The sequence below is a fragment of the Salinispora pacifica DSM 45544 genome (assembly GCF_000378845.1).
GTDB lineage: Bacteria > Actinomycetota > Actinomycetes > Mycobacteriales > Micromonosporaceae > Micromonospora > Micromonospora pacifica.
In genome coordinates this window covers 1,916,233-1,939,211 of sequence record NZ_KB905359.1, presented here as the reverse complement: position 1 = coordinate 1,939,211, position 22,979 = coordinate 1,916,233, and the positions used below count along the sequence as shown (strand labels likewise).

Annotated in this window: 14 protein-coding genes and 1 pseudogene; 9 read left to right on the top strand and 6 right to left on the bottom strand. The window is 67.4% G+C overall.

Annotated features, from left to right (window positions below; genetic code table 11):
* Window positions 1–11: 11 nt before the first annotated feature.
* Together SALPAC3_RS28670 and fabG are read right to left on the bottom strand one after the other, a co-directional pair.
* Window positions 12–194, bottom strand: a pseudogene (locus SALPAC3_RS28670) (hypothetical protein); the annotation flags it as partial.
* Between the two features lie 14 nt (window positions 195–208).
* The gene (fabG, locus tag SALPAC3_RS0108705; RefSeq protein WP_026185366.1) at window positions 209–913 is read right to left on the bottom strand and encodes a 3-oxoacyl-ACP reductase FabG; all 705 of its coding nucleotides are present in this window, start codon (window positions 911–913) and stop codon (window positions 209–211) included.
* A gap of 492 nt (window positions 914–1,405) precedes the next feature.
* Here fabG and SALPAC3_RS0108700 point away from each other — a divergent pair, with 492 nt between their 5' ends.
* A complete protein-coding gene (locus SALPAC3_RS0108700; RefSeq protein WP_018220854.1) occupies window positions 1,406–3,268 on the top strand; it encodes a site-specific DNA-methyltransferase in 1,863 nt (620 codons plus the stop codon).
* Between the two features lie 3 nt (window positions 3,269–3,271).
* Window positions 3,272–6,346 (top strand): type III restriction-modification system endonuclease, encoded by a 3,075-nt coding sequence (locus SALPAC3_RS0108695; RefSeq protein WP_018220853.1) that lies wholly within the window; start codon window positions 3,272–3,274, stop codon window positions 6,344–6,346.
* Here the strand turns inward: SALPAC3_RS0108695 and SALPAC3_RS0108690 are convergent.
* Window positions 6,318–6,530 carry a hypothetical protein gene (locus SALPAC3_RS0108690; protein ID WP_018220852.1) on the bottom strand — a complete coding sequence of 71 codons (213 nt, stop codon included), beginning with the start codon at window positions 6,528–6,530 and terminating at the stop codon, window positions 6,318–6,320. The two genes, SALPAC3_RS0108695 and SALPAC3_RS0108690, sit on opposite strands and share 29 nt — an antisense overlap.
* Window positions 6,531–6,996: 466 nt before the next feature.
* Window positions 6,997–8,436, bottom strand: coding sequence for an MFS transporter (locus tag SALPAC3_RS0108685; protein ID WP_018220851.1), 1,440 nt, complete (start codon window positions 8,434–8,436; stop codon window positions 6,997–6,999).
* Between the two features lie 610 nt (window positions 8,437–9,046).
* Between SALPAC3_RS0108685 and SALPAC3_RS26410 the strand changes: the two genes are divergently transcribed.
* Complete coding sequence (locus SALPAC3_RS26410; RefSeq protein ID WP_080635142.1) at window positions 9,047–10,729, top strand: alpha-keto acid decarboxylase family protein; 1,683 nt, start codon at window positions 9,047–9,049, stop codon at window positions 10,727–10,729.
* Between the two features lie 288 nt (window positions 10,730–11,017).
* Here the strand turns inward: SALPAC3_RS26410 and SALPAC3_RS0108675 are convergent, their stop codons facing one another.
* The gene (locus tag SALPAC3_RS0108675; protein WP_018220849.1) at window positions 11,018–12,655 is read right to left on the bottom strand and encodes an FAD-dependent monooxygenase; all 1,638 of its coding nucleotides are present in this window, start codon (window positions 12,653–12,655) and stop codon (window positions 11,018–11,020) included.
* Between the two features lie 116 nt (window positions 12,656–12,771).
* Here SALPAC3_RS0108675 and SALPAC3_RS0108670 point away from each other — a divergent pair, with 116 nt between their 5' ends.
* The 5 genes from SALPAC3_RS0108670 (at window position 12,772) to SALPAC3_RS0108650 (ending at window position 20,578) form a co-directional block, all read left to right on the top strand.
* Window positions 12,772–13,374: a TetR/AcrR family transcriptional regulator gene (locus SALPAC3_RS0108670; RefSeq protein ID WP_018220848.1), complete on the top strand. Its 603-nt coding sequence runs from the start codon at window positions 12,772–12,774 to the stop codon at window positions 13,372–13,374.
* Window positions 13,375–14,432: 1,058 nt separating this feature from the next.
* On the top strand, window positions 14,433–16,226 hold the full coding sequence (locus tag SALPAC3_RS0108665) for an AMP-dependent synthetase/ligase (RefSeq protein ID WP_026185364.1): 1,794 nt from the start codon (window positions 14,433–14,435) through the stop codon (window positions 16,224–16,226).
* A 237-nt stretch (window positions 16,227–16,463) separates the two neighbouring features.
* Entirely contained in the window at window positions 16,464–17,969 is a 1,506-nt protein-coding gene (locus tag SALPAC3_RS0108660; protein ID WP_033774834.1) for an MFS transporter, read from the top strand.
* Window positions 17,970–18,027: 58 nt separating this feature from the next.
* Entirely contained in the window at window positions 18,028–19,707 is a 1,680-nt protein-coding gene (locus SALPAC3_RS0108655) for an RCC1 domain-containing protein (protein WP_018220845.1), read from the top strand.
* A 37-nt stretch (window positions 19,708–19,744) separates the two neighbouring features.
* Window positions 19,745–20,578, top strand: coding sequence for an SDR family oxidoreductase (locus tag SALPAC3_RS0108650; RefSeq protein WP_018220844.1), 834 nt, complete (start codon window positions 19,745–19,747; stop codon window positions 20,576–20,578).
* On the opposite strand, the gene SALPAC3_RS0108645 is transcribed toward SALPAC3_RS0108650, so the two are convergent.
* Window positions 20,575–21,096 carry a GNAT family N-acetyltransferase gene (locus tag SALPAC3_RS0108645; RefSeq protein ID WP_018220843.1) on the bottom strand — a complete coding sequence of 174 codons (522 nt, stop codon included), beginning with the start codon at window positions 21,094–21,096 and terminating at the stop codon, window positions 20,575–20,577. The genes SALPAC3_RS0108650 and SALPAC3_RS0108645 overlap by 4 nt on opposite strands.
* 150 nt (window positions 21,097–21,246) lie before the next feature.
* Between SALPAC3_RS0108645 and SALPAC3_RS0108640 the strand changes: the two genes are divergently transcribed.
* On the top strand, window positions 21,247–22,926 hold the full coding sequence (locus SALPAC3_RS0108640) for an RCC1 domain-containing protein (protein WP_026185363.1): 1,680 nt from the start codon (window positions 21,247–21,249) through the stop codon (window positions 22,924–22,926).
* Window positions 22,927–22,979 lie beyond the last annotated feature (53 nt).

The following is a 22,979-nucleotide window of genomic DNA, read 5'->3' as shown; positions in this document are numbered from 1 at the left end:
CCGCGGCCCGACTATGTCCGAGACGAACCGCATCGTCTCCTGCAGGGTAGCGGTTGCGCCGCCGCGCCGAGCGCGGTGCGGTCCGGGGCGTCCGCGTTGTTGCTGGTGTGCGAAGCGCCGTACGGGTTGCCGGCGACGAACTGGCTCGGGTCGGTGTAACCGGGGGTGACCACGCTCCCGCCCCAGTGGTTAAAGAAGGTGCCGGCCGCTAATGTCCCATGCTGAGGCCACCATCGACCGGAATGATCGCGCCGGAGACGTAGCTGGCGGTGTCGCCAGCCAGCCAGGTGATCACGCCGGCGACATCATCCGGCTGGGCGAATCGGCCAGCGGGGATCGCTCGGTGGAACTCGGCTCGCCGCTCGTCGGGTACGGCGGCGAACTGCTCGGTCTCGACCGGTCCCGGCGCCACCACGTTCGCGGTGATGTTGCGACTGGCGAGTTCGCGGGTGAGCGAGCGGGCCACGCCGACCAGTCCGGCCTTGCTGGCGGCGTAGTTGACCTGGCTGTGGCTGCCGGTGAGGCCAACCACGGAGGACAGGAAGATCAGCCGACCCCACCCTCCCCGCAGCATGCTGTGCGACGCGCGGCTGGCACAACGAAAGGCACCGCTGAGGTTGGTGTCCAGCACCCGACCGAACTGCGCCTCGGTCAGCTGCGGAAACGGCCCGTCGTCAATGATGCCGGCGTTCGCCACCAACACCTCGACCGGTCCCAACTCGGCTTCGACCTCGTCGAAGGCGGCATCGACGCTGCCCGCGTCCCGGATATCACAATAGACCCCGAACATCCCGTCTGGGAAATCCCGGCCACGGTGTGCCACCGCCACCCGGTCGCCCTGTTTGGTGAATGCCTGCGCGGTGGCCAGGCCGATTCCCCGGTTGCCGCCAGTCACCACCACAGTTCGGGCCATGGAAGCCTCCTTCCAGCCGACCTGGGTTACCCGGCCGGTCTCGGTTGACGCGTGGAAGCCGGCGGGGTTCGGCCCCAGCCCCTTCACGGCCTTCGTCCCGCTGCACCACCGACCGCACCTGTCCCAGCACGGCACGGCTACCTCTGTGCTCCCGAAGGCGCGGGTACAACGCTGGGGGCGGTCCCTGCCCAGCGGCGGTCATCTTCGCGGCCGGTGGCGTGGTGTCCGACACGCAGGAGTTGCCGGTCGCTACGTCGGTCTCCGGACGCCGGTTCTGCCCTTCAGGAGGCGTCCGGGCGAGGATGTGTCGGAAGCAACCGGCAGGATAGACCAGGCACGCGAGCTCGAACGCGAGATCACTAATCTGGGGAAGAGCCTCCGGTGCGAGCCGTAGTTCAACCGCAGGGGCGAGTTGCGGCGGCTGCCTCGCGACCGAGCCGCAGCGCTCGCGGCGCCGACCGACCCTGCAACACCGACGACCGAGGAAGCCCCGTGGACGAGCTGAGGATGCATTCGCCGGACCTGACCAGCCGGAACATCGACAAGATCGCCGAGCTGTTCCCAGCGGTCGTCACCGAGGGGCCCGATGGCGCACGAGTGATCGATTTTGACCTGCTCCGTCAGGAGCTGTCGGGCCACGCGGTCGAGGGTCCGCAGGAGCGCTACCAGCTCAACTGGCCGGGTAAGCGTGAGGCGCTCTTCGCCGCGAACGCGCCGGTCGCCAAGACGTTGCGTCCGGTCCGGGGCGAGTCGGCCGATTTTGACACCACGCGGAACATCTTCATCGAGGGCGACAACCTCGACGCGCTCAAGCTGCTCCAGGAGTCGTACCTCGACAAGATCAAGATTATCTACATCGACCCGCCGTACAACACGGGAAACGACTTCATCTACGACGACGACTTTGCGGAGAACTCCACGGAGTACCTCGCGAAATCCGGGCAGGTCGATGCCGCCGGGAACCGCCTGGTCGCGAACACCGAGGCGAACGGGCGGTTCCACTCCGACTGGCTCAGCATGATGTACCCGCGTCTCAAGCTCGCGCGAAACCTGCTGACCGACGATGGCGTGATCTTCATCTCGATCGACGACAATGAGGTCGACAACCTCAAAAAGATCGGCTCGGAGATCTTCGGGCAGCAGAACTTCGTCGCACAGATCATCTGGCAGAAGGTGTACGCGCCGAAGAACTCGGCGCGATGGTTCTCCGAGGACCACGACTACATCGTCGTATTCGCCCGTAACAAGGAACGCTGGCAGCCGCAGCGGCTTGCGCGCACCGAGGATATGGAGGCGCGCTACAAGAACCCCGACAGCGATCCAAGGGGTCCGTGGAAGGCCGAGAACATGTCGGCGCGGAACAGGTATGACGCAGGCGTCTACCCAATCACGGCACCATCGGGACGCCTTGTCGAAGGTCCGCCGCGGGGCAGCTACTGGCGAATATCTGAGCAAAAATTCGCCGAGCTCGACGCGGACAACCGAATCTGGTGGGGTGCGGACGGGAACAACACCCCGGCGGTGAAGCGGTTCCTGTCCGAGGTCTCGGCCGGCCGGACCCCCCAGACGCTGTGGTCCTATGCGGAGGTTGGGCACACCCAGGACGCCAAGAAGGCGCTCCTGAGGTACGTTCCGTTCGAGAACACGGCGAATGTGCTCAATTCTGTCAAGCCGGTCGAGCTGATCCAGCGGATCCTGCAGCTCGCGGGCAGGCCGAGTGACGGCGATATCGTCCTCGACTTCTTTGGCGGAAGCGCGACCACCGCTCATGCCGTCCTCCAGCAGAACCTGGCCGACGGTGGCAACCGACGCTTCATCAGCGTCCAGATCCACGAGCCGCTGCCGGTCCCGGAGCCCGCCTTCAGGTCGATCTTCGAGATGGGTCTCACCCGGGTAAGGAACCTCGCGGCGGAGATCGGGAGCCTGGACAACGCCCCACGCAACCTCGACCTGGGCTTCCGTGTCCTCAAGGTTGACTCGACGAACCTCTCCGACCTGCTGCGCACCCCGGACGAGCTTGGCCAGGGCGAACTCGACCTCTTCGTGGACAGCGTGAAGCCCAACCGGACCGGCGAAGATCTTGTCTTTCAGGTGCTCCTCGACTGGGGTCTGGAGCTGACGATGCCCATCGTCCCGGAGCCGATCGATGATCACGAGGTGTTCGTGGTCGAGGACGGCGTCCTGATCGCCTGCTTCGAGGCAAAGGTGAGTCCCGCCGTGGTGCGCGAGATGGCGCGCCAACAGCCGCTGCGTGCCGTATTCCGGGACTCCGGCTTCGCCACGGACGCCGATCGGATCAACGCCGAGCAGGTGTTCGCCGAGGTTTCGCCCGCGACCGAGGTGCGGGCGATCTGACCGATGAAGCTTCAATTCAAGGTCCAGCAGTACCAGACCGATGCGGTGGATGCGGTGGTGGACTGCTTCGCCGGGCAGCCTCGTGGCGAAGGTGTGTCGTATCGAGTCGACCCGGGGCATCCCGCCAATTTCGCTCAACCAGCGCTGGAGCTTTCGGACTCCGGGCTGCGGAACTCGGAGATCCTGCTGAGTCCGGCACGGCTGCTGCAGAATGTCCAGGCAGTGCAGCGCAGCCGGAACCTGCCGCTATCGGCGTCGCTCGTGCAGAGCAGGGCGGCCTCGGCACCGAACACGCCGAACCTCGATGTCGAAATGGAAACGGGAACCGGCAAGACCTACGTCTACATAAAGACGATCATGGAGCTGAACAAGCGCTACGGCTGGTCGAAGTTTATCGTCGTGGTGCCGAGTGTTGCGATCCGCGAAGGCGTGCAGAAAACGTTCGACATCACCGCCGAGCACTTCCAGCAGACGTACGGGACGAAGCCGCGCTCCTTCGTCTACAACTCGTCCCAACTGCACGAGCTGGAGCGTTTCAGCTCGGACGTGGGCATCCAGGTAATGATCATCAACATCCAGTCGTTCAACGCCACGGGTAAGGATAACCGGCGCATCTACGACGAACTCGACGGCTTCCTGTCCCGCCGCCCGATCGACGTGATCAGCGCAAACCGACCCATCGTCATCATCGACGAGCCGCAGAAGCTCGGCGCGGCCAAATCTCTGGAGGCACTGAGCCGGTTCAACGCGTTGATGGTGCTGCGGTACTCCGCGACCCACAAGGTGGAGCACAACAAGATCCACCGGCTCGACGCCCTTGACGCGTACAACCAGAAGCTCGTGAAGCGGATCGCCGTGCGCGGCATCACCGTCAAGGGGTTGGCCGGGAGCACGGCGTACCTGTATCTGGCCGGGATCGAGATCACCAAGGGCGCCAAGCCACGCGCCCGGCTCGAGTTGGAGATCCAGACCAAGAGCGGCATCAAGCGTGCGGTCAGACGGCTCGACCAGGGAGCGAATCTGCACAACGCCGCAAAGGGTATCGAGGCATACCGGGGCCTGTTCATCACCGACATCGACGCGAACCGCGACGTGATCGAGCTGAGCAACGGCGATACCTTGTTCGCGGGGCAGGTCACGGGGGACGTGAGCGACGAGGCGAAGCGGCGTATCCAGATCCGCGAGGTGATCAGCGCCCACCTGGACAAGGAGCGCGAGCTGTTCGCGCAGGGCATCAAGGTGCTCTCGCTCCTCTTCGTCGACGACGTGGCCAAGTACCGCGACTACGACCGCGAAGACACTCTCGGCGACTACGCGCGTTTCTTCGTCGAGGAGTATCAGGCGCTCGTGGCCGAGGAGCTGAGCCAGTTGTCGCTTGACGAGGGCGCCGAGGCGTACCGCCGCCACCTCCAGGCGATTGCCGCCGAGGACACCCACCAAGGGTATTTCTCGATTGACAGGAGGACCAAGCGTCTCCTTGATCCGAAGGTGTCAAAGCGCGGGGAAGAGGTAGGCCAGGCGACAGATGTCGATGCCTATGATTTGATCCTGCGTAACAAGGAGCGGCTGCTGTCGTTCGCCGAACCCGTCCGGTTCATCTTCTCCCACTCCGCACTGCGCGAAGGCTGGGACAACCCCAACGTGTTCGTCATGGGCATGCTCAAGAAGAGCGACAACACGGTCTCGCGCCGACAGGAGATCGGGCGTGGCCTGCGGCTCGCCGTTGACCAGCACGGTGAGCGGATGGACAACCCCGTCACCGTGCACGACATCAACGAGCTCACCGTCGTCACCGACGAGTCCTACACCGACTTCGTGGCGGGCTTGCAGAAGGAGATCAGCGACTCCCTCGCAGCCCGGCCCCGCCGGGCCAGCGTCAAGTACTTCATCGGCAAGACCTTCACCACGGAGTCCGGCGAGAGCGTCGTCGCGGAGGCACTCGCGAACGCCCTGTACAAGTACCTCGTCCGGAACGACTACCTCAACGACGACGACACCATCTCGGATGCCTACAAGACCGCGCGCGACACGGGCACCCGCGCCGAGCCGACCTCGAATCTACTCAAGCCCGTCGTGGACGGTATTTGGCCGCTGGTCGATGCTCTCTACCAGGACATTGTGCCCATCCCCGACGGGCGCCGGCCCAAGCGCATTCCGTTGAATGAGGAAAACTTCGCCAAGGAGGAGTTCAGAGAACTCTGGAATCGCATCAACCGTAAGGTCGTCTACCAGGTGGAGTTTGACTCCGTCGAACTGGTCGACAAGTGCGTCGCCGCGCTCGACGCCCAGCTCAACGTCGCGGCCATGGAATACGTCGTGCGGTCCGGCCAGCAGCGTGCGGCCCTCGACACCGACGAACTGGCCAGTGGTGCTGGCTTCACGGTCAACTCGACGAGCACTCACACGGACACGGTCTCGGCGTCGTCGCAGGTGCCGTATGACCTGCTCGGCGAGATCACGGAGAAGACCCAGCTGACCCGCCGAACAGCCGCCGCGATCCTAGGTCGCACCGAGCCGACGACCTTCGCGAAGTATCGGCAGAACCCCGAGCAGTTCATCACCGAGTGCGTCCGGCTGATCAACGAGCAGAAGGCCACGGTGGTTGTCGAGCACCTCAGCTATCACGCTCTCGCCGAGCGGCACGACCTCGCCATCTTCACCGAGAACCAGACGAAACAGGACTTCGCCAGAACCGGGCAGCGGCTCAAGCGTCACATCTACGACTACGTGGTCACCGACTCCAAGGTCGAGCGCGACTTTGTCGCTGAACTGGATTCCAGCGAGGAGGTTGTCGTCTACGCCAAGCTGCCGCCGGGATTCTTCATCCCGACCCCGGTCGGCAACTACAACCCCGACTGGGCCATCGCGTTCCAGGGGGGCGCGGGCAAGCACGTTTACGTCGTTGCCGAGACCAAGGGTTCGCTCTCGTCGATGCAACTCAGAGGTGTCGAAAGAGCCAAGATCGAATGTGCCCGCAAGCTTTTCGCCCAGCTGAACCACGAGCGGAAGGAACCGGTGAGATACGACGTTGTCACCGGCTTCGGTGAGCTCATGCAACTCGTCGCAGCCGGGTCGTAACCGGCGCCTGGAACCGTCCGGCCAGGCTGTCGGGCAGCACCAAGGAGCCTGGGGCTCGAAGGGCTGAGCCGACCGAACCGGCGAACGCTGGCAGCCCCAACACGTCGACCGAGGCGTCGAATTCGGTCACCTCCCGGCCGTGCGGCGCGCCGAGGGCCGGTACCCGACTGTTTTCGGTCGACATCAGTCTCCATCGTCCCGGACCAGGTGGCCGACACCTTGCCCGCCACGGGGCGCGGGCCGTTGTATTGATGTGAGCGGCGTTCCGATCAAAGGAATGGCGCCCACGTTCCGGCACGGAGGTGCAGGTGCGCAGCAGGGACTTCCGTCGTCTCGGCGCTGTCAGCGCGCTCACCCTCGAAGGTGGCGGGATCGGTGGCGTCTGGGGCCACCGACCACGCTGAGGCAGGACGGTGCCGGAGAGGTGATCCGCGGGCCTCCACGCGACCCTGAAGCGTCTCGGCCGCGAGCAACTGGATCTTCCTGCTCCACTCCCAACTGCACCGCGGGGCTGGACCGGTCCCACTCCCCGGACGCGATGCACCAGCACCCGCGGCCGGATGCGGTCCAGGCGGTGGTGGACACCCTTGACCTGGGTGGCGACATGGCGAGCCCGTGTTGGACAGGTGCCCGCCGGGGTAGGGGGTGGATCAGGATGCTCGACCGCGTCCGTGGCGGCGGCTGCCGAGGATCTCGACCAGGCTGGTGAGCAGGGCGGCGGCGACGATGCCGATCGCCACGGCGAGCGCGTACCGAAGCGCGGTTGACCAGCGTCCGTCGTTGGCCCCGAACGCCGCGAACAGGGTCGCGGTGATGATCGCCAGCCCCATCGCGGATCCGACCTGCCGCATGGTGCGGTACATGCCAGCGGCGCTGCCGACATCAGCCCGGGACACCTCCTGGAGAGTCAGCGCGTTGTTTGGTGTGAGCACGAGGCCGCCGCCGACCCCGGCGAGTAGTAGCGTAGCGCCGGTGACGACCGAGAAGGTCGTCCCGGTTAGGCCGGCGAAGGCTGTCGCCAAGACGAGACTCGCCACGACGACGATCAGTCCAATGGCCAGCAGCGGACGACCGTAACGGTTGACCTTGAATCCACCGAGCACGGCCCCGAGGACCGAACCTAACGCGAATGGTGCGATCGTGAGACCGGTGATCAGTGGACTGCGGTCAAGACCGTACTGCAGGTAAAAGCTGAAGATTGCCGGCAGTGGGGCAAACCCGGCGCCGAAGAGGAATCCGACCAGTAGCCCTCGGCGGTACGTCCGATGGGTGAGGAGACGGAAGTCGAAGACCGGCGGGTGGTGTCGTGCCGTGGCGGTTTCCCAGGATCGGAAAACGACGAGGACACTGATTCCGACCGGCACCAACAGCCACGGCAGCAACCCCTTCCACTGTCCCTGTTGCAGTGCGGGCAGGATCACCAACGTGGTCCCGACGGCCAGTAGCAGCGTACCGATCAGGTCGTGTTGGTGATTGGTCTGGTGACGTGTCGATCTGCTCGGGAAGTACCGCCAGATGAGCACTGCCGCCGCGATCCCGATCGCGGCGTTGACGAGAAAGACAAGCCGCCAGCCGTCGTCCGCCCCGCCCGCAGCGATGACTATGCCGCCGATCAGTGGGCCAAGGGCGGCGCCCGCGTGGGAGGTGGCGCCGACTGCTCCGAAGGGGCGGCCCCGTTCCCCGGGGCGGAACAGTTCCTCCACCAAGGCGTTGATCTGGGGGGTGAGGATACCGGCGGCTGCGCCCTGCAGGAGCCGGGCGACCACCAGGATGATGCCGGAGTTGGCCAGTCCAGCCATCATGTTGGCTGCGACGAACAAGGCGAGACCGAGGAACAGGGTAAACCGTCGTCCTTTGGCGTCCCCGAGCCGCCCGGCGGGGATGAGGACGAGTGCGAACATCAGCGAGTAGCCGGAGAAGACCCATTGGAGAATGTTGTTGTCGGTGCCCAGCGTGCGGTCGATCGAGGGCAGCATCACGGTGATGGCACCGAGGTCGATCCAGCTGAGGAACGAGACGATCAGCGCAATGTTGAGGAACCGCCACGGCCGAGCGTACGCGGCCGCTGCCGGGACGTTCGACCGCGACATCCTCACCGCCTGATCCTGAGACAGCACCACCTACGAGACACGGTTGGGGCTGTCTGCCTGGCCCGCGACCCGTCGCCGTGGGCCGTGGCCTGAACCTGCCGCCCCTCCGGCTGTCCGTGGGCTCATCGCGTCACAGAGCGCGCACCCCTCGGCCCCTGCCCGCTTCGGGTGCAGTGAGCGCAGCAGGAGAGGTGGCCGGAGGCCATTGTGATGTTAGGGCAATTATCAACCATTGGCGGCGGGCCGGCGACCGAATCGGCGATCGAGTCGATCTGGGGCCCAGGAACTGAGCCGTCCGGGCTGCAGGCCCAGTGATCTGCCCGCGCTCGGCACACCTGAGCCCAACGAGGCGGTGTTCGGTGTGCTCCGGCCAGCGTTGCGACAGCTCGACAACCTGCCGGCGTTGCGGTAGCTCGACATTGGCCGGCGCTGCCGCCGATACTCGCGGCAACCGGACAGGTCAGCGCCGCCGGCAGGCCGACGATCCGGCCGATGTTCCTCACCTGATCGGGCGCCGCCGATACAGAGAAGCCGACCTCAGGGGCGAAACATCGAGGTTAGGGTGAGGCTGTTCCACCGCACGTATCCGAAGAATGCTTCCATTGGAGGAATGGTGGGGGGAAGTGGGGGGTCGGTAACGGTCGGCGACCTGTTGCTTGGTCGCCTCCATGACCTGGGTGTGCGGCATGTGTTCGGAGTGCCTGGTGAATTTACAATGGGATTCACCGGGCAGGTTCTGGCCTTCGACGGTATCGACTGGGTCGGTAGTTCCAGCGAGCTGAACGCCTGCTTTAGCGCTGACGGCTATGCGCGGGTTGCTGGCCTGGGAGTGATTGTTTCACAGTTTGGTGCGGGTGAACTATCGAGCATGAATGCAATGGCTACCGCAATTGTTGAGTCGGTGCCGATCGTGTCGATCGTGATTGCCCCCTCGACGGAGGTTTTGCGGGAGCATGCCCAGATCCGTCATTCACTTGTGGATAGCTTTCCGGACCATTGGGTTCAGGTAGCCCGACAGGTGACCGTTGCCCAAACCTCGTTGACCCCGGAGTGTGCGCTGAGGGAGATCGACCGAGTTCTGGCCGAGTGCTGGTCACAGCAACGTCCCGTGTACATTCGGATTCCTGCGGATGTAGCTCGAACGTCCGTCCCGCAGCCGTCGCGACGTCTCACCCGCCCGGAACCGATCTCGAACTCCGCGCAACTGGACGCGTTTGCCGTCGCTGCGCAACGGCGACTCACAGACGCGGAACGGCCAGCGCTACTGGTGGGGAATATTCCGATCCGCCTGGGCCTCGGGCCAGCTGTCGCCGCGTTTGCGGCCGAGCATAATTGGCCCGTCGCCACGCAGGCGCCCGGTCGAGGGCTGTTTGATGAGTCTGACTCTCGTTTCGTCGGGGTTTATAGTGGCAGTGGGAGTCGTGATTCAATCCGGGAGGTGGTTGAAGGCGCCGACGTCCTGGTCTGCATGGGTGTCACCTTCTTTGCATGGAATGGTCTTTTCGCCGTAGACCGTGATCCTGATCGAATCATAAACTTGGAGCGGGATTCCGCAGAGGTCGCCGGCACCCGGTTCGGCCCGATCTCCATGGTTGCGGCGCTCGGTCAACTGCACGAGATAGCCCCCCGCCGTGCGAGTGGTTGGCCGAGTGGCGAGGCTCCGCTGATTAAGCCATCCGACCTGGCGCGGGCGGGCTCCAGGCCAATCAGTCATGAACGGCTGTGGCCGGCCCTCCAAGGTGTGCTCCGTCCGGGGGATATCTTGGCCGGAGAGGTTGGGACATCATTCTTTGGTTTGGCAACGATGCGGTTGCCAGCCGGGGTTACCGTCTTGATGGCGCCGACCTGGGGGGCGGTCGGCTATGTTATTCCCGCGTCTTTTGGTGCCGGAGTTGCGATGTCTGAACGGCGAGTGGTGTCGATCAGCGGCGATGGGGGCCTGCAGATGTCCTCGCAGGAAATTAGCCGGATGCTTACCTTTGGTCAACATCCGATCATTTTCGTGATCAATAACCGTGGCTACGCCTCCGAGCGAGCGATAGGAAAAGAGGTTGGGAGAGGATACGGGGAGGAGATACCTGATTGGCGATATGGTGATCTACCAGCGGTCTTTGCTGCGGAGGGAACCTTCGCGGTGCATGCCGCCCGCACCGAGGCCGAGCTGGCCGATATCTTGGCTGGTATCGAAGAGCGCCCGAACCGGTTGACCCTCGTCGAGGTCATGGTCGATCCAACGGATCTGCCTGAAGGAATGCCGCAGTGGAGTCGGAAGGCCGCCGCCCCGCAAACCTAGCGGAGGGAGCGTGTCGATTCCGGCGCTAGCTTCGCCGGTCGTTCGCTTCGGTTTCGGGCTCGCCAGGGCAGTGCGGGCGGTGCGCGTGGTGGTGGCCATTCCGCCGCACGCCGCACGCCGCACGCCGCCGTCTCGGCTCACGCCAACCTGCCTGAGCCAACGTTCCGGGACGGCGAACCGAGCTTGGAGAAAGCGTCGACTGCGGAACCCTTCGCTCTACCAGCGGACGTACTCGTGGCTGGCGGGGTCGAGGGCTGGGGTCAAGCTGGCTGGCCGGCCACCTGCACCTCACCCGACCGGGTGGGTCCGGTGCGCAGCTCCGGCTCTGCTGAGCGCAGCAGACAGGTACCGCTCGATGCGGTTCGGCTCCGGCGGGCCGGCGTAGCCGATGTGCCGGTCTGGCCGGATCACGAAGGCCGCGGCACCGGCGTCGTACAGCTTCTGGGCGCTACGGCCCCGGTCGAGGAGGACTGGAACCGGGGCACGCACAGTCTGGGTCAGCTGCCAGGCGGGGGTCAGTAGCCGCAGCTCCACTGCGCCGGGCCAGCGGCGGGCGAGCGTGTCGACCAGCCTGTTGATCTGTGTGGTCAGGGCCGGGTCGGGCTTCGGCGCGGCCAGCAGGAGGGTGTGGCGGTCGGTGGCGAGTTGGTCGTGCAGGCGCTGTGGCTGGTGGGTGATCCCGTCGAACAGCGTCGGGTCGGGCAGGCGGTCCCCACCGTGCAGGCCGCCCCTGCGGCCGGTCACCCCGGCGGTGCCGCGGTAGCTGTGTGCGAGTTGGGACAGTCGGTGGGCGAGTAGTTGGCGGGCCGGCATGCTGGCCTGTAGCCCGGACAGCACCAGGTCGCGTAGGTGCCGGCGCGGGTCGCCCCGCAACAGCATCGCCGCCGCGCCGAGGTGGGTGAAGCGGACGACCTGTCGTCCGATCCGATGCCGCTCGGCCTGGTAGCTGTCGAGTAGGGCGGTCGGGGCCCAGCCGGCGATCACCGCGGCGAGTTTCCAGCCCAGGTTGATCGCATCGGCGACGCCGAGGTTGAGCCCTTGGCCGCCGAACGGGGTGTGGACATGCGCTGCGTCGCCGGCCAGGAAGACGCGACCCGCGCGGTAGCTGGCCGCCTGCTTGCGGGCCAGGTTGAAGGTCCAGAACTGGTCGGTGGATTCGATGGTGGCGGGGATCCCGGTCCGGGACAGGGCCGCCTGCGCGTCGCTGTGGGTGGGGGGTACCAGCCGGCCGGTGGCGTCGCTGGTTTGGGTGTACGCCAGCCGGAACCGCCGTCGCCCGGGCAGGGGGAAGACGCCGTAGGTCCCGCTGCCGTCACTGGAGAAGGTCATCTCGTTGCGCGGCAACGGCCAGTCGACCACCGCGTCGCAGAGCACCCACGGGTCGCTGTACGTGGTGCCATCGAAGTCGACCCCGAGCAGGTCCCGCACCGTGCTGTGCGCGCCGTCGCAGCCGACGACCCACTGCGGGGTGACGGTTTCGGTGCCGCCGTCGGGCGTGGTGAGGGTGGCGGTGACCTCAGTATCGGTCGAGGTGAGGCCGACCAGGGTGGTGCTGCGGTGCAGTGGGACGCCGTGCCGGGTCAGATGGTCGATGAGGATCTGCTCGGTGCGGTACTGCGGAATGTCGACCAGGTGCGGGTACGCGGTGTCGTCGAGCACGCGGAAGTCGACGCTGAGTCGGTCGCGGTGGCTGGTTCGCAGGGTGAGCACATCGACCCGCTGCCCTTCGGCGAGGATCCGGTCGGCCACGCCGAGATCACGGAGATGTTCCAGCGTACGGGCGTGCAGCGCGGCCGATTTGGTCAGCTCCAGCGGGGCGGCGTGCTTGTCGATGACCCGGGTGTCAACACCGAGTCGGGTCAGTTGGGCGGCGAGGGCCAGGCCGGTGGGGCCGGCCCCGACGATCAGCACCTGCGGGTGTGGCATGTCGTGCACCTCTCTACTGATGGCCGATGGCTAATAAAAGTGAGCGCTCGCTCTCTTTAGCGTGCGCCCGCCCGCTGGGCGCCGTCAAGAGCGAGTGCTCGCTTTACGATGAGGGGATGCCGAGAGTCTCCGAAGACCACCGTGCTGCCCGACGCCGGCAGATCCTGTCGGCTGCCGCCACCCGCTTCGCCCGCGACGGCTTCCACCGCACCTCCATGCAGGACGTGGTGGATGAGTCCGGCCTGTCGTTCGGTGCCGTCTACCGCTACTTCCGCACCAAGAACGACATCGTCATGGCGATCTCCCTGGAGGCGATCAGCGTGATCGAGACGGTGGTCCGCGACGGTGTCCAGGACGGCCGTCCCGTCGCCGACCTGCTGGCTACGCTGCCAGGCGCGCTGCTCGACCTCGAACAGATCGACGAGCGGATGCGGCTGGCGGTGCAGGCGTGGGGGGAGGCGCTCCGAGATCCAGCCCTCGCCCAGCGGATGCAGGAGGGGCTACGGCGGGCGCGCGCCGCGCTTCGGGAGAGCATCGAGGTCAACTGCGCCGACAGTGGCGTCCATATCGACGCGGACGCCGCGGCGCAGGTCCTGATCTCAATCATCCAGGGCTTTATCCTGCAACGGTCCTGGGATCCCCGCCTCGACGCCGACTCGTACGGCCAGGCGGCCAAAGCGCTGATCAGCGGCAGGCTCGGCGGCGCTACGACGGGGTAGTGTTGATGTTGAGCGATCGTCGGCCTGGCGTCGTGTCGCCAGAGAACCTCTCATCGCGAGATGTGTGCCAACCTTGCCCAAGCCACTGAGGAGCATCTGCGGTACAGCCTTGACTGATTGCCGCACCTCAGCAAAGGGTCGTTAAAGGACGTCCGACTCGCTCTTCGCTGAATCCGTTCCTCCTGCTGGCGGCCGTGGCCGTCTGGGAGCGACTTAGCTACGGCCGGCACGCCACCTCGCTCCCGCCATACCATGCTCCGGGCTTTCTGGATGGGCGCGACAAGTAGGTGAGAGGTAGGAACAGGAGGCTGTCGGGCGGAGGCGAAACCTCAACTGGCCGCGCACGGCCAAGGGCTTGCAGATTGGTGAGTCTGGAATCTGCCCTAATGGCGTTGGGGGCGCAGGAGAGCCGTCGCAGGTCCCGGTGATCGGTCCGCCGTTGGACGCCCTGCTCAAGAACGCCGGGCAATGCGCAGCGGGCCGCCGCGCGCTTCCTGGCAGCTGTGGGTCCGCACCGGATACACCGGCGCCGCTCCGTAGGGTTGGGTCGCGTTCCTTGTCGGTTGTCGGGCCGACGGGGAACGGGCTGCTTCGGGCGTCGGAGTGGATCCGGAGGTCGCCGTCATCGGCCGAAGGCGCGGAACGGGCACGCCCGAGGGGTCGCAGCCATCATCGTGCAGCTCATCGACTGCTCGCTGGCTGCCGTCGCCAGCGAGCAGGGCTGTGGTGGTAATGACCTGCGGCTGCCGGGCGGCCGCACCGAATGGGCCGGCCGAAGGTGACCTGCCGGTGTGTGGACTGGCCTGGTGGACGGAGAGTGGCACCGAACAGACCTTCCCGTTAGCCGAGAATTCGGTTAACGTGAATGCGCGGCTGGTGGGGCGCAGCAGATCGTTCCCGCCGGCTTGTTTGTGGTCTTCCCAGTAAGCCGGGCTGTCTGCGTTGAGTCCGGTGACGCGCCACTGTCGGAGCTCTGAAATCTCTTAACAGGCTGGGCGGCCGGTTCCCCCGATAGCAGCAGCAGCATCGACCGCCGCCACTGAATATTGGAGGATCGGGTGCGGGAGTCGACATCGCCGCCGCTATACGTGGTGCCGGAGGAAGGCGGGCTCGCTGATCTCGTCGCGGGCAACGCCGCCGAGGAGCCGGATGCACCGGTGTTCCACCGCAAGGTCGGGGACCGTTGGGAGCCGGTCAGCGCCGCGACATTCTTCACCGAGGTCACCGATCTGTCCCGTGGGCTGATCGCCAAGGGGGTCGAGCACGGGGACCGCGTCGGCCTGCTCTCCAGTAATCGGTACGAGTGGTCACTCATGGACTTCGCCCTCTGGATGATCGGTGCGTCGCCCGTCCCGATCTATCTGACCTCCTCACCCGAGCAGATCGAATGGATTCTCGGCGACTCGGGTTCGGTGGCGGTCGTGGTGGAGAACGCGACGCACGAGGAGGTGGTTCAGGGATTGCGGGGGAAGCTCCCCGCCCTGCAGCATGTCTGGCAGCTCGACGCCGGGGCGGTGGAGGAACTCCGGGGCGCGGGTGCCGCGGTCGAGCCAGCTGTGGTGGAGGAGCGTCGGAAGGCGGTACAACCGGGGGACATTGCCACGATCATCTACACCTCGGGCACCACCGGGATGCCCAAGGGCTGCACCCTCAGCCACGCCAATCTGCTCGCCGGCTCCGGCAATTCGGTCGCCCTACTCCGCACCATGTTCGGGCCGGTGGGCGACCTTCCCGCCTCAACCCTGCTCTTTCTGCCCCTTGCCCACGTCTTCGGCCGGATGGTGCAGGTCGGTGCCACGGTGGCGCGGACGCCCCTGGCGCACTGCTCCGATGTGAAGCAGGTTCCGGCGGAACTGGCCAGTTACCAGCCGACCTTCCTGCTCTCGGTTCCGTACGTGTTGGAAAAGGCGTACAACAGCGCCCGACGCAAGGCGTACGAGGGTGGCAAGGGCAAGATCTTCGACCGTGCGGCAGCGACGGCGATCGCCTACTCGGAAGCGCAGCAGCCCGGTCTGGGCCTGCGCCTCCGCCATGCTCTCTTCGATCGGCTGGTCTACAGCAAGTTCCGTGCCGCGCTGGGTGGGAACCTGCGCTACGTCATCTCCGGGGGCGCGGCGTTGGGGGAGCGCCTGACGCACTTCTACCGGGGCTGCGGCATCACGGTGTTCGAGGGTTACGGACTCACCGAAACCAGTGCGGCGGTCACGGTCAACTCGCTGGAGTCCTTCCGGCCGGGGACGGTGGGCCGGGTCGTGCCGAGCGTGCAGATGCGCATCGGCGACGACGGTGAGGTGCAGTGCACCGGAGGCCCGGTGTTCGCGGGCTACTGGAACAACGAGACGGCCAATGCCGAGGCCTTCACCGAGGACGGCTGGTTCCGCACCGGCGACATCGGAGAGTTCGACGACCACGGTCACCTGCGGATCACGGGCCGGAAGAAGGAGATCCTGGTGACCAGCGGGGGCAAGAACGTCTCCCCCACCCTGATCGAGGATCGCATCGCCTCCTCCCCCCTGGTCGCCCAGGCACTCGTGGTGGGGGATGGGCAGAAGTACATCGCCGCGCTCATCACCATCGACTCGGAGTACCTGGAGCACTGGAAGACCAGCGCGGGAAAGCCGGCCGAGGCCACCCCCGCGGAGCTGGCCAATGACCCCGACCTCCTGCAGGAGTTGCAGCGCGCCGTGGACGCGGGCAACGCGGCGGTGTCCACGGCCGAGGCGGTACGACGCTTCCGCGTACTCCCCAGCGAGTTCACCGTGGAGTCCGGCCATCTGACGCCGTCGCTGAAGATGCGTCGCAAGGTGATCATGACGGACTTCGCCGACGAGGTGGCCGAGCTGTACGACTGATCCACCCCTCGCCGTACCGGAAGGCCCTGCGCGTGCCCTGGCACGTGTCAGGGCCTTCCGGTGTTCGTGCTCCCGGTAGCGGGTCTCGGGGGTGCGGTCACGATCCGCCTCGTCACTGGTAGCGAGCGGCTACACCAGCCCCCCAGCCTGCTTCCGATCGGCAGGAGCCACGCGCGGCCGATTAGCGAGCGCGGTACGACCCGGCGGGGCGGCGGGTAGCGAGGCAGCGTCGGCAAGATGGATGGTGTGATGGCTTCGCGACCGCCGGCCCGGTACGGCTACCGCAGCCTCGGGGCCGAGCCCGGCTTCGGGGTCCGGTTGGCGGGCGCCGCCGCGAGCAAGCTGCAAGCCGGCATGTTCTCCTTCGCGCTGCTCTACGCGGTCTCCGCCGGTCGCTCCTATGGCGTCGCCGCGCTGGTCGTCGCGGTCGCCGCGCTCGGCGGTATCGCGGCGCCCCTCCGTGGGCGGCTGCTCGACCGGTTCGGCGACAGGCGGGTCCTGTGGCCCATCCTGGCCGTGCATGTGGTCTCCGTGGCGGCACTGTCGGTCAACGAAGGGCTGCACGGGCCGGTGCTGGCCACCTTTGGGCCGGCGCTGGTGGCGAACGTGTCGATGCCTCCGGTCGGGGTGCTGTCGCGGGTCATGTGGCGCAGAATGTCGCAGCCGGAGAATCTGCGGAGCGCGTTGGCGCTCGACGCGGTGCTCACGGATCTCGCCTTCGTCCTCGGACCTGCCCTGGTCGGTCTGCTGACCGAAGCCGTGTCGCCGATGGCCGGGTTGGCGGTTTCCAGCGGGTCGAGCGCGCTGGCGGCGGTCCTACTCCTGCGGGCGCAGGCCGGTCGGGAACCAGCCCGGAGAGTCAGCCGGGATCCGGTCGGGGGCTCCCGCCGGGAGCCGTTGGGGGGCGCCCGCCGGGAGTCGGTCGCGGGCACCCTTCGGGAGCCGGCTGCGGGGGATGCCGGCCAGGAGTCGGAACGGGGCACCGGCGGCGCGCGGCACTGGTTCGGGCCGCTTGTGTTGGCGCCCCTACGCTGGCTGCTGCTCGTCGCCTGTCTCTTCGCCGCAGCGTTGCACGCCGTGCAGATCGCACTCCCCGCGGTGGCTGGTCGGTCGGCTGGCGCGGCTCTGGTCAGCCTCCTGTCGGTGGGCAGCATCGTTGGTGGCCTGGCCGTTGGGGCGCTGCGTGGGCGGTGGGTACCGCGCCTGCCCGCCCTGCTCCTGGGGCTTGCCCTCGCGTGTGTGGCCCTGGCGGTGGTCGGTCGACTGCCGCTGGGGCTGTTGGTGGCCGGATGCCTCCTGGTCGGTCTCTTCATCGGGCCCACCTTCGTTTCCCTGTACAGCAGTGCGGGTGACCTGGCGCCGTCGGGTACCGAGGTGGAGACGCAGTCCTGGACCGGGGCTGCCATTCAGCTCGGCGCCGCCGTGGGCGCTGCGGCCGGTGCCGCCGCTATCGAGGGCTGGGCGCCGCTGGCCGCGGTCGGGGTGGCCGCCGTGCTGGCGTTGTCCGGGGTTGGGGCAGGCGTTCGGGTGGCGCGCTCGCCGCGGCACCGCAGCCGACCGGACGGCCCCAGCCGGAGTGCGCCTACCGCGGAGTCGGCTGAGGCCGGTCGTCCTTCCTCGGCCGAGGCCGGCGACCTTCCCCCGGCTGAGGCCGGCCGTCTTTCCACGGCGACCAACAACCTCGACGTACCACCGGGCGTTGATCCCGACGGTAGAGGTGTTTCTGCCCGCATTGAGGGATAGGTGACCAGTAGTAATAGCTGCCCTTCTTGCGGTACTTCACTGCGCGGAGGCGTACGCGATGCAGGGGTTCTGTCAGCGGCTGGGTCGGGGTGCCGGAGGGCGCCAGGCGGGACGCGCTGTCGTCGGATGGTTCGCCCTCGCGCTGGCGGTGACGGTAACGCAGGCGATCGGGGTATCACCCGTGCTGGCGCAGCACCAGCCCGGATCGATGGCCGCGTCGCAATTCCTCCTCGCCTGGGGAAACAACAACGATGGGCAGCTTGGCAACGGGACTACTACCGGAAGCAACGAGCCGATCGCGGTGAGCCTGCCGCTGGGCGTCACGGTCACCGCTGTCGCCGCCGGTCGGCATCACAGCCTGGCGTTGACCTCGACCGGCACCGTCCTCGCCTGGGGTGCCAACCACTTTGGTCAGCTCGGGGACGGAACCCTGATCGACCGTAGCGCGCCCGTCGAGGTGAGCCTGCCGGCAGGCGCCACGGTTACCGCTGTCGCCGCCGGCAGCATCCACAGCCTGGCGTTGACCTCGACCGGCACCGTCCTCGCCTGGGGCGGCAACGGCTTCGGTCAGCTCGGGGACGGGAGCACGACCAGGCGTACCACGCCCGTCGAGGCGACCATGCCGTCCGGTGTCACGGTCACCGCTGTCGCCGCCGCGGACAGCCACAGCCTGGCGGTGACCTCCGCGGGCGCCGCGTTCGGTTGGGGGCTGAACGACCTTGGTCAGCTGGGCGACGGGAGCACCGACGATCGGAGCGCGCCGGCCAGTGTCGCCCTGCCCCCCGGCGCCGAGGTCACCGCGATCGCTGCCGGCCGCCGCCACAGCCTGGCGGTCACCTCCACCGGCGCCGTCCTCGCCTGGGGGAACAACAGTTCCGGTCAGCTCGGGGACGGGACCACCACCAGCCGGAGTACGCCGGTTGGCGTCGCCCTGCCCCTCGGCGCCGAGGCCACCGCCGTCGTGGCGGGTCGTGTCCACAGTGCAGCGATGACCTCGGCCAGCGTCTTCGCCTGGGGGGACAATAATCTCGGGCAACTCGGAAACGGGAGTAACAGCAGCAGCAGCGAACCCATCGATGTCAGCCTGCCGACGGGCACCACGTTCACCACCATCGCCTCCCGCGACAGCGACCACACCCTGGTGATAGCCACCGACGGCACCGCCCTCGCCTGGGGGAGCAATGTCTTCGGCCAGCTCGGTGACGGAACCGGCAACGACTCCAACACGCCGGTGGCCGTCACCCTGCCCTCCGGTATCACCCTGACCGCCACCGCCGTCGGCGACAACCACAGCCTGGCCCTGCCGGCTCAGCAGGTGGGCTCCGCCACGACCCTGCAGGTCTCGCCGCCGGACCCGACCGCGGATCAGGACGTCACGCTCACCGCCACCGTCACCTGCGACCTCGCAGACCCGACCGGCAGCGTCACCTTCCGCAACAACAACACCGAGCTCGCCACCGTGCCGCTGGACACCACCAACACCGCCACCCACACCACCCGGCTCCCCACCGGCGCCAATACCCTCACCGCCGACTACACCAGCACCACCACCGTCTGCCCGAGCAGTCAGTCCGAGTCCACCACCATCACCGTCGCCGACCCGACCGACCCCACCGACCCTGATCTGCCCATCACCGGGGCCAGTCTGCCCAGCCTGCTCGGCGCCGCCACCCTGCTTCTCCTCGCCGGCGTCAGCTTCATCTACCTCACCCGCCGACACCGGTCGGCCCACCACTGAGGTGATCAGGTAGCGGTATCGGGCTACATTGCGGCCCATGGACCTTCTCGTGGTGGGCGGTAGCGGGCTGCTGGGCCGGGAGATCGTTCGCCAGGCGCTGCGGATCGGCCGTCAGGTGGCGGCGACCTTCCACCGGCAGGTGGCGCCGGTGGCGGGGGTGACCTGGCGCGAGCTCGACATCCGACGCCGCGACGAGGTCGCCACCCTGGTGCGCCAGCTCCGACCCGGTGCGATCATCAATGCGGCGTACCAGCAGGACGACTGGGTCACCACCGCCGACGGCGGCATGTACGTGGCTGCCGCAGCCGCCGCCAACGGGGCCCGTCTGGTGCAGGTCTCCAGTGATGCCGTCTTCTCCGGCACGGCGGAACGTTACGACGAGACGGATAGCCCCGACCCGATCAGCCCGTACGGTGCGGCCAAGGCCGCGGTCGAGACGGCGACCAGGGGCCTGGATCCGAGTGCCGTCATCGCTCGTACCTCGTTGATTGTTGGAGCCGGTGGTAGCTCTCGCCAGGAGCGGCTGGTGCACAACCTGGCCGCCGATCCCACCCGTGGTGTCCTCTTCACCGACGACCTGCGCTGCCCGATCGACGTCACGGACCTGGCCGCGGCACTGCTGGAGTTGGCCAATTCCGATCACGCCGGAATCCATCACGTCGCTGGCGCCGATGCCCTCAGCCGCTACGAACTCGGCCTGCTCATCGCCCGCCGCGACGGTCTCGACGACACGGTCCTGCCCGCCGGCCGCCGGGCCGACACCACCGTTCCTGGTCCGGTCCGGGTCCGCCTCGACTGCACCGAGACCCAGTCGAAGCTGACCACCCAGCTCCGGGGCGCCCGGACGTTCCTTGCCCCCACCGTCGCCTAATCGGCGGCGGTGGCGGCGAAGAACAGCCGGTCGCGCCACTGGCCGCGGAAGTAGCGGTGTCGGCGTCCGGCCGGCCGCATCCCGATTTTCGTCAGGACGCGCGCGGAGGCGCTATTGGCCGGGTCGCATGTCGCGTTCACGGTGCGTAAGCCGAGGTGGTCGAATCCGAACCTCATCAGGGCTTTGCTGGCCTCGGTGGCATACCCGTGCCCCCACCAGGGGCGGGCCAACACGTAGCCGATCTCGGCCTGCCGGGGAGCGGTTTCGGAGTTGGCGAGTTGGATGGAGCCGATCAGGGTGCCGACCGCCGGGGTGACTATGGCGAGGGCGAATGTCGAACGTGGGGTGCGCGTGGCGTACTCGGCTACCTCACGGAGGAATGCCGCGGTGTCCTGCGGATCGTTGGGTCCCCAGTCGGTGTAGCGAACAACCTCGGGATCGCTCGCGAACTCGTGCACGGCGGCATGGTCAGTGCCGTGAAACTCACGCAGCAGTAGGCGCGGCGTAGCCAGTTCCACAGCGGCACATGCTTTCACCTTTGTTCGGGGTGGGCGAGATGGTTTCCCGGACCAGGGTGCTGGGCGTTTCTACCCAATAATCCGACAATCCTCCGCTAATAATGACTTCTATCCTATTAGCGGAGGATTAACCGCTCGGAGGTGGGTGCGATGCAGGGATCCAGCCAGCGGCGTGGCCGGGGCGGCGGAGGGCAGCCGGTGCGACGTGCTGTCGCCGGTTGGTGCTCCCTCGCGCTGGCAATGGCGCTCGCACCGGTGATCGGTGGATCGGCCGCGTCGGCGCACCACCAGCCCGCATCGAATGCTGTCGCGTCAGCTGCGGTCTTTGCCTGGGGTGGGAACGCCGGGGGGCAGCTGGGCGACGGAACCACGACCAACAGCAGCGAGCCGCTGGCGGTGCGCCTGCCCGCGAACACCACGGTCGCCGCCGTCGCTGCGGGTGAGCGCCACAGTCTCGCCCTGACCTCCGCTGGCAACATCCTCGCCTGGGGCGGCAACGACGACGGCCAACTCGGTAACGGGACCACCGTCAGCAGCCGCGAGCCCGTCCCGGTGCGCCTGCCCGCGGGTGTCCGGGCCGTCGCCGTCGCCGTCGGTGCCAACCACAGTGTGGCGTTGACCTCCACCGGCTCGCTGCTCGCCTGGGGTGCCAACAACTCCGGCCAGCTCGGCAACGGCACGGTCACCAGCAGCAGTATGCCCCTCGCGGTGCGCCTGCCGACGGGTACCGCGGCCGCCGCGGTCGCCGCGGGCCGCGACCACAATCTGGTCCTGACCTCGACCGGGCCGGCGGCCCTGCTCGCCTGGGGGGCGAACAGCGAAGGTCAGCTTGGCGACGGAACCAGGTTCGGACGCAGCGTCCCGGTCCCCGTCGCGCTGCCGGCCGGCCCCACGGTCACCGCCATCGCCGGTGGAGGTGATCACAGCCTGGCGTTGGCCGCCGACGGCGCCGCCCTGGCCTGGGGAAGTAATTCTCGCGGTCAACTCGGCGACGGCACCACCACGGACAGTCTCGTACCCGTCCCCGTCGCCCTGTCCGTCGGCACCGAGGCCACCGCGATCGCCGCCGGCCGTACGCACAGTGCGGTGTTGACCTCCGAGGGAACCGCCCTCGCCTGGGGTGGAAACCAGCTGGGGCAGTTGGGGAACGGCACCACCTCCGACAGCAGCGAACCGGTCTCGGTCAATCTTCCGATCGGCATGCGGCTCACCACTGTCGCCAGTGGCGACAGCGACCACAACGTGGCGATAGCCGATGACGGCACCGCCCTGGCCTGGGGCGTCAACTCGCAGGGGCACCTGGGGGACGGGACCACCACCGACAGCGCCACCCCGGTGCCGGTCAGCCTGCCCACCGGCACCACGCTGGACATGATCGCCGTCGGCAACGACCACAACCTGGCCCTGCCCACGCTCCAGGCGGCCTCGGCCACGGTCCTGCAGGTCTCGCCGCCGGACCCGACCGCGGATCAGGACGTCACGCTCACCGCCACGGTCACCTGCAACGCCGGAGACCCGACCGGCAGCGTCACCTTCCGCAACAACAACACCGAGCTCGCCACCGTGCCGCTGGACAGCAGCAACACCGCCACCCACACCACCCGGCTCCCGGTCGGCGCCAATACCCTCACCGCCGACTACACCAGCACCAACAGCGTCTGCCCCGACAGCCCGTCCGAGGCCACCACCATCACCATCGACCAACCCCCCGAACTGCCCACCACCGGAGCCAACCTGCCCACCCTGCTCGGCGCGGCAGCCCTGCTCATCCTCGGTGGCGCCGCCCTCATCCACCTCACCCGTCAGCGCCGGCCAGGTCACCCGTACTGACGCCCCGGCCCTTCGGGTGTGGCGCGGTCCCGGGCGGTCGGCCGGGGCGGCGC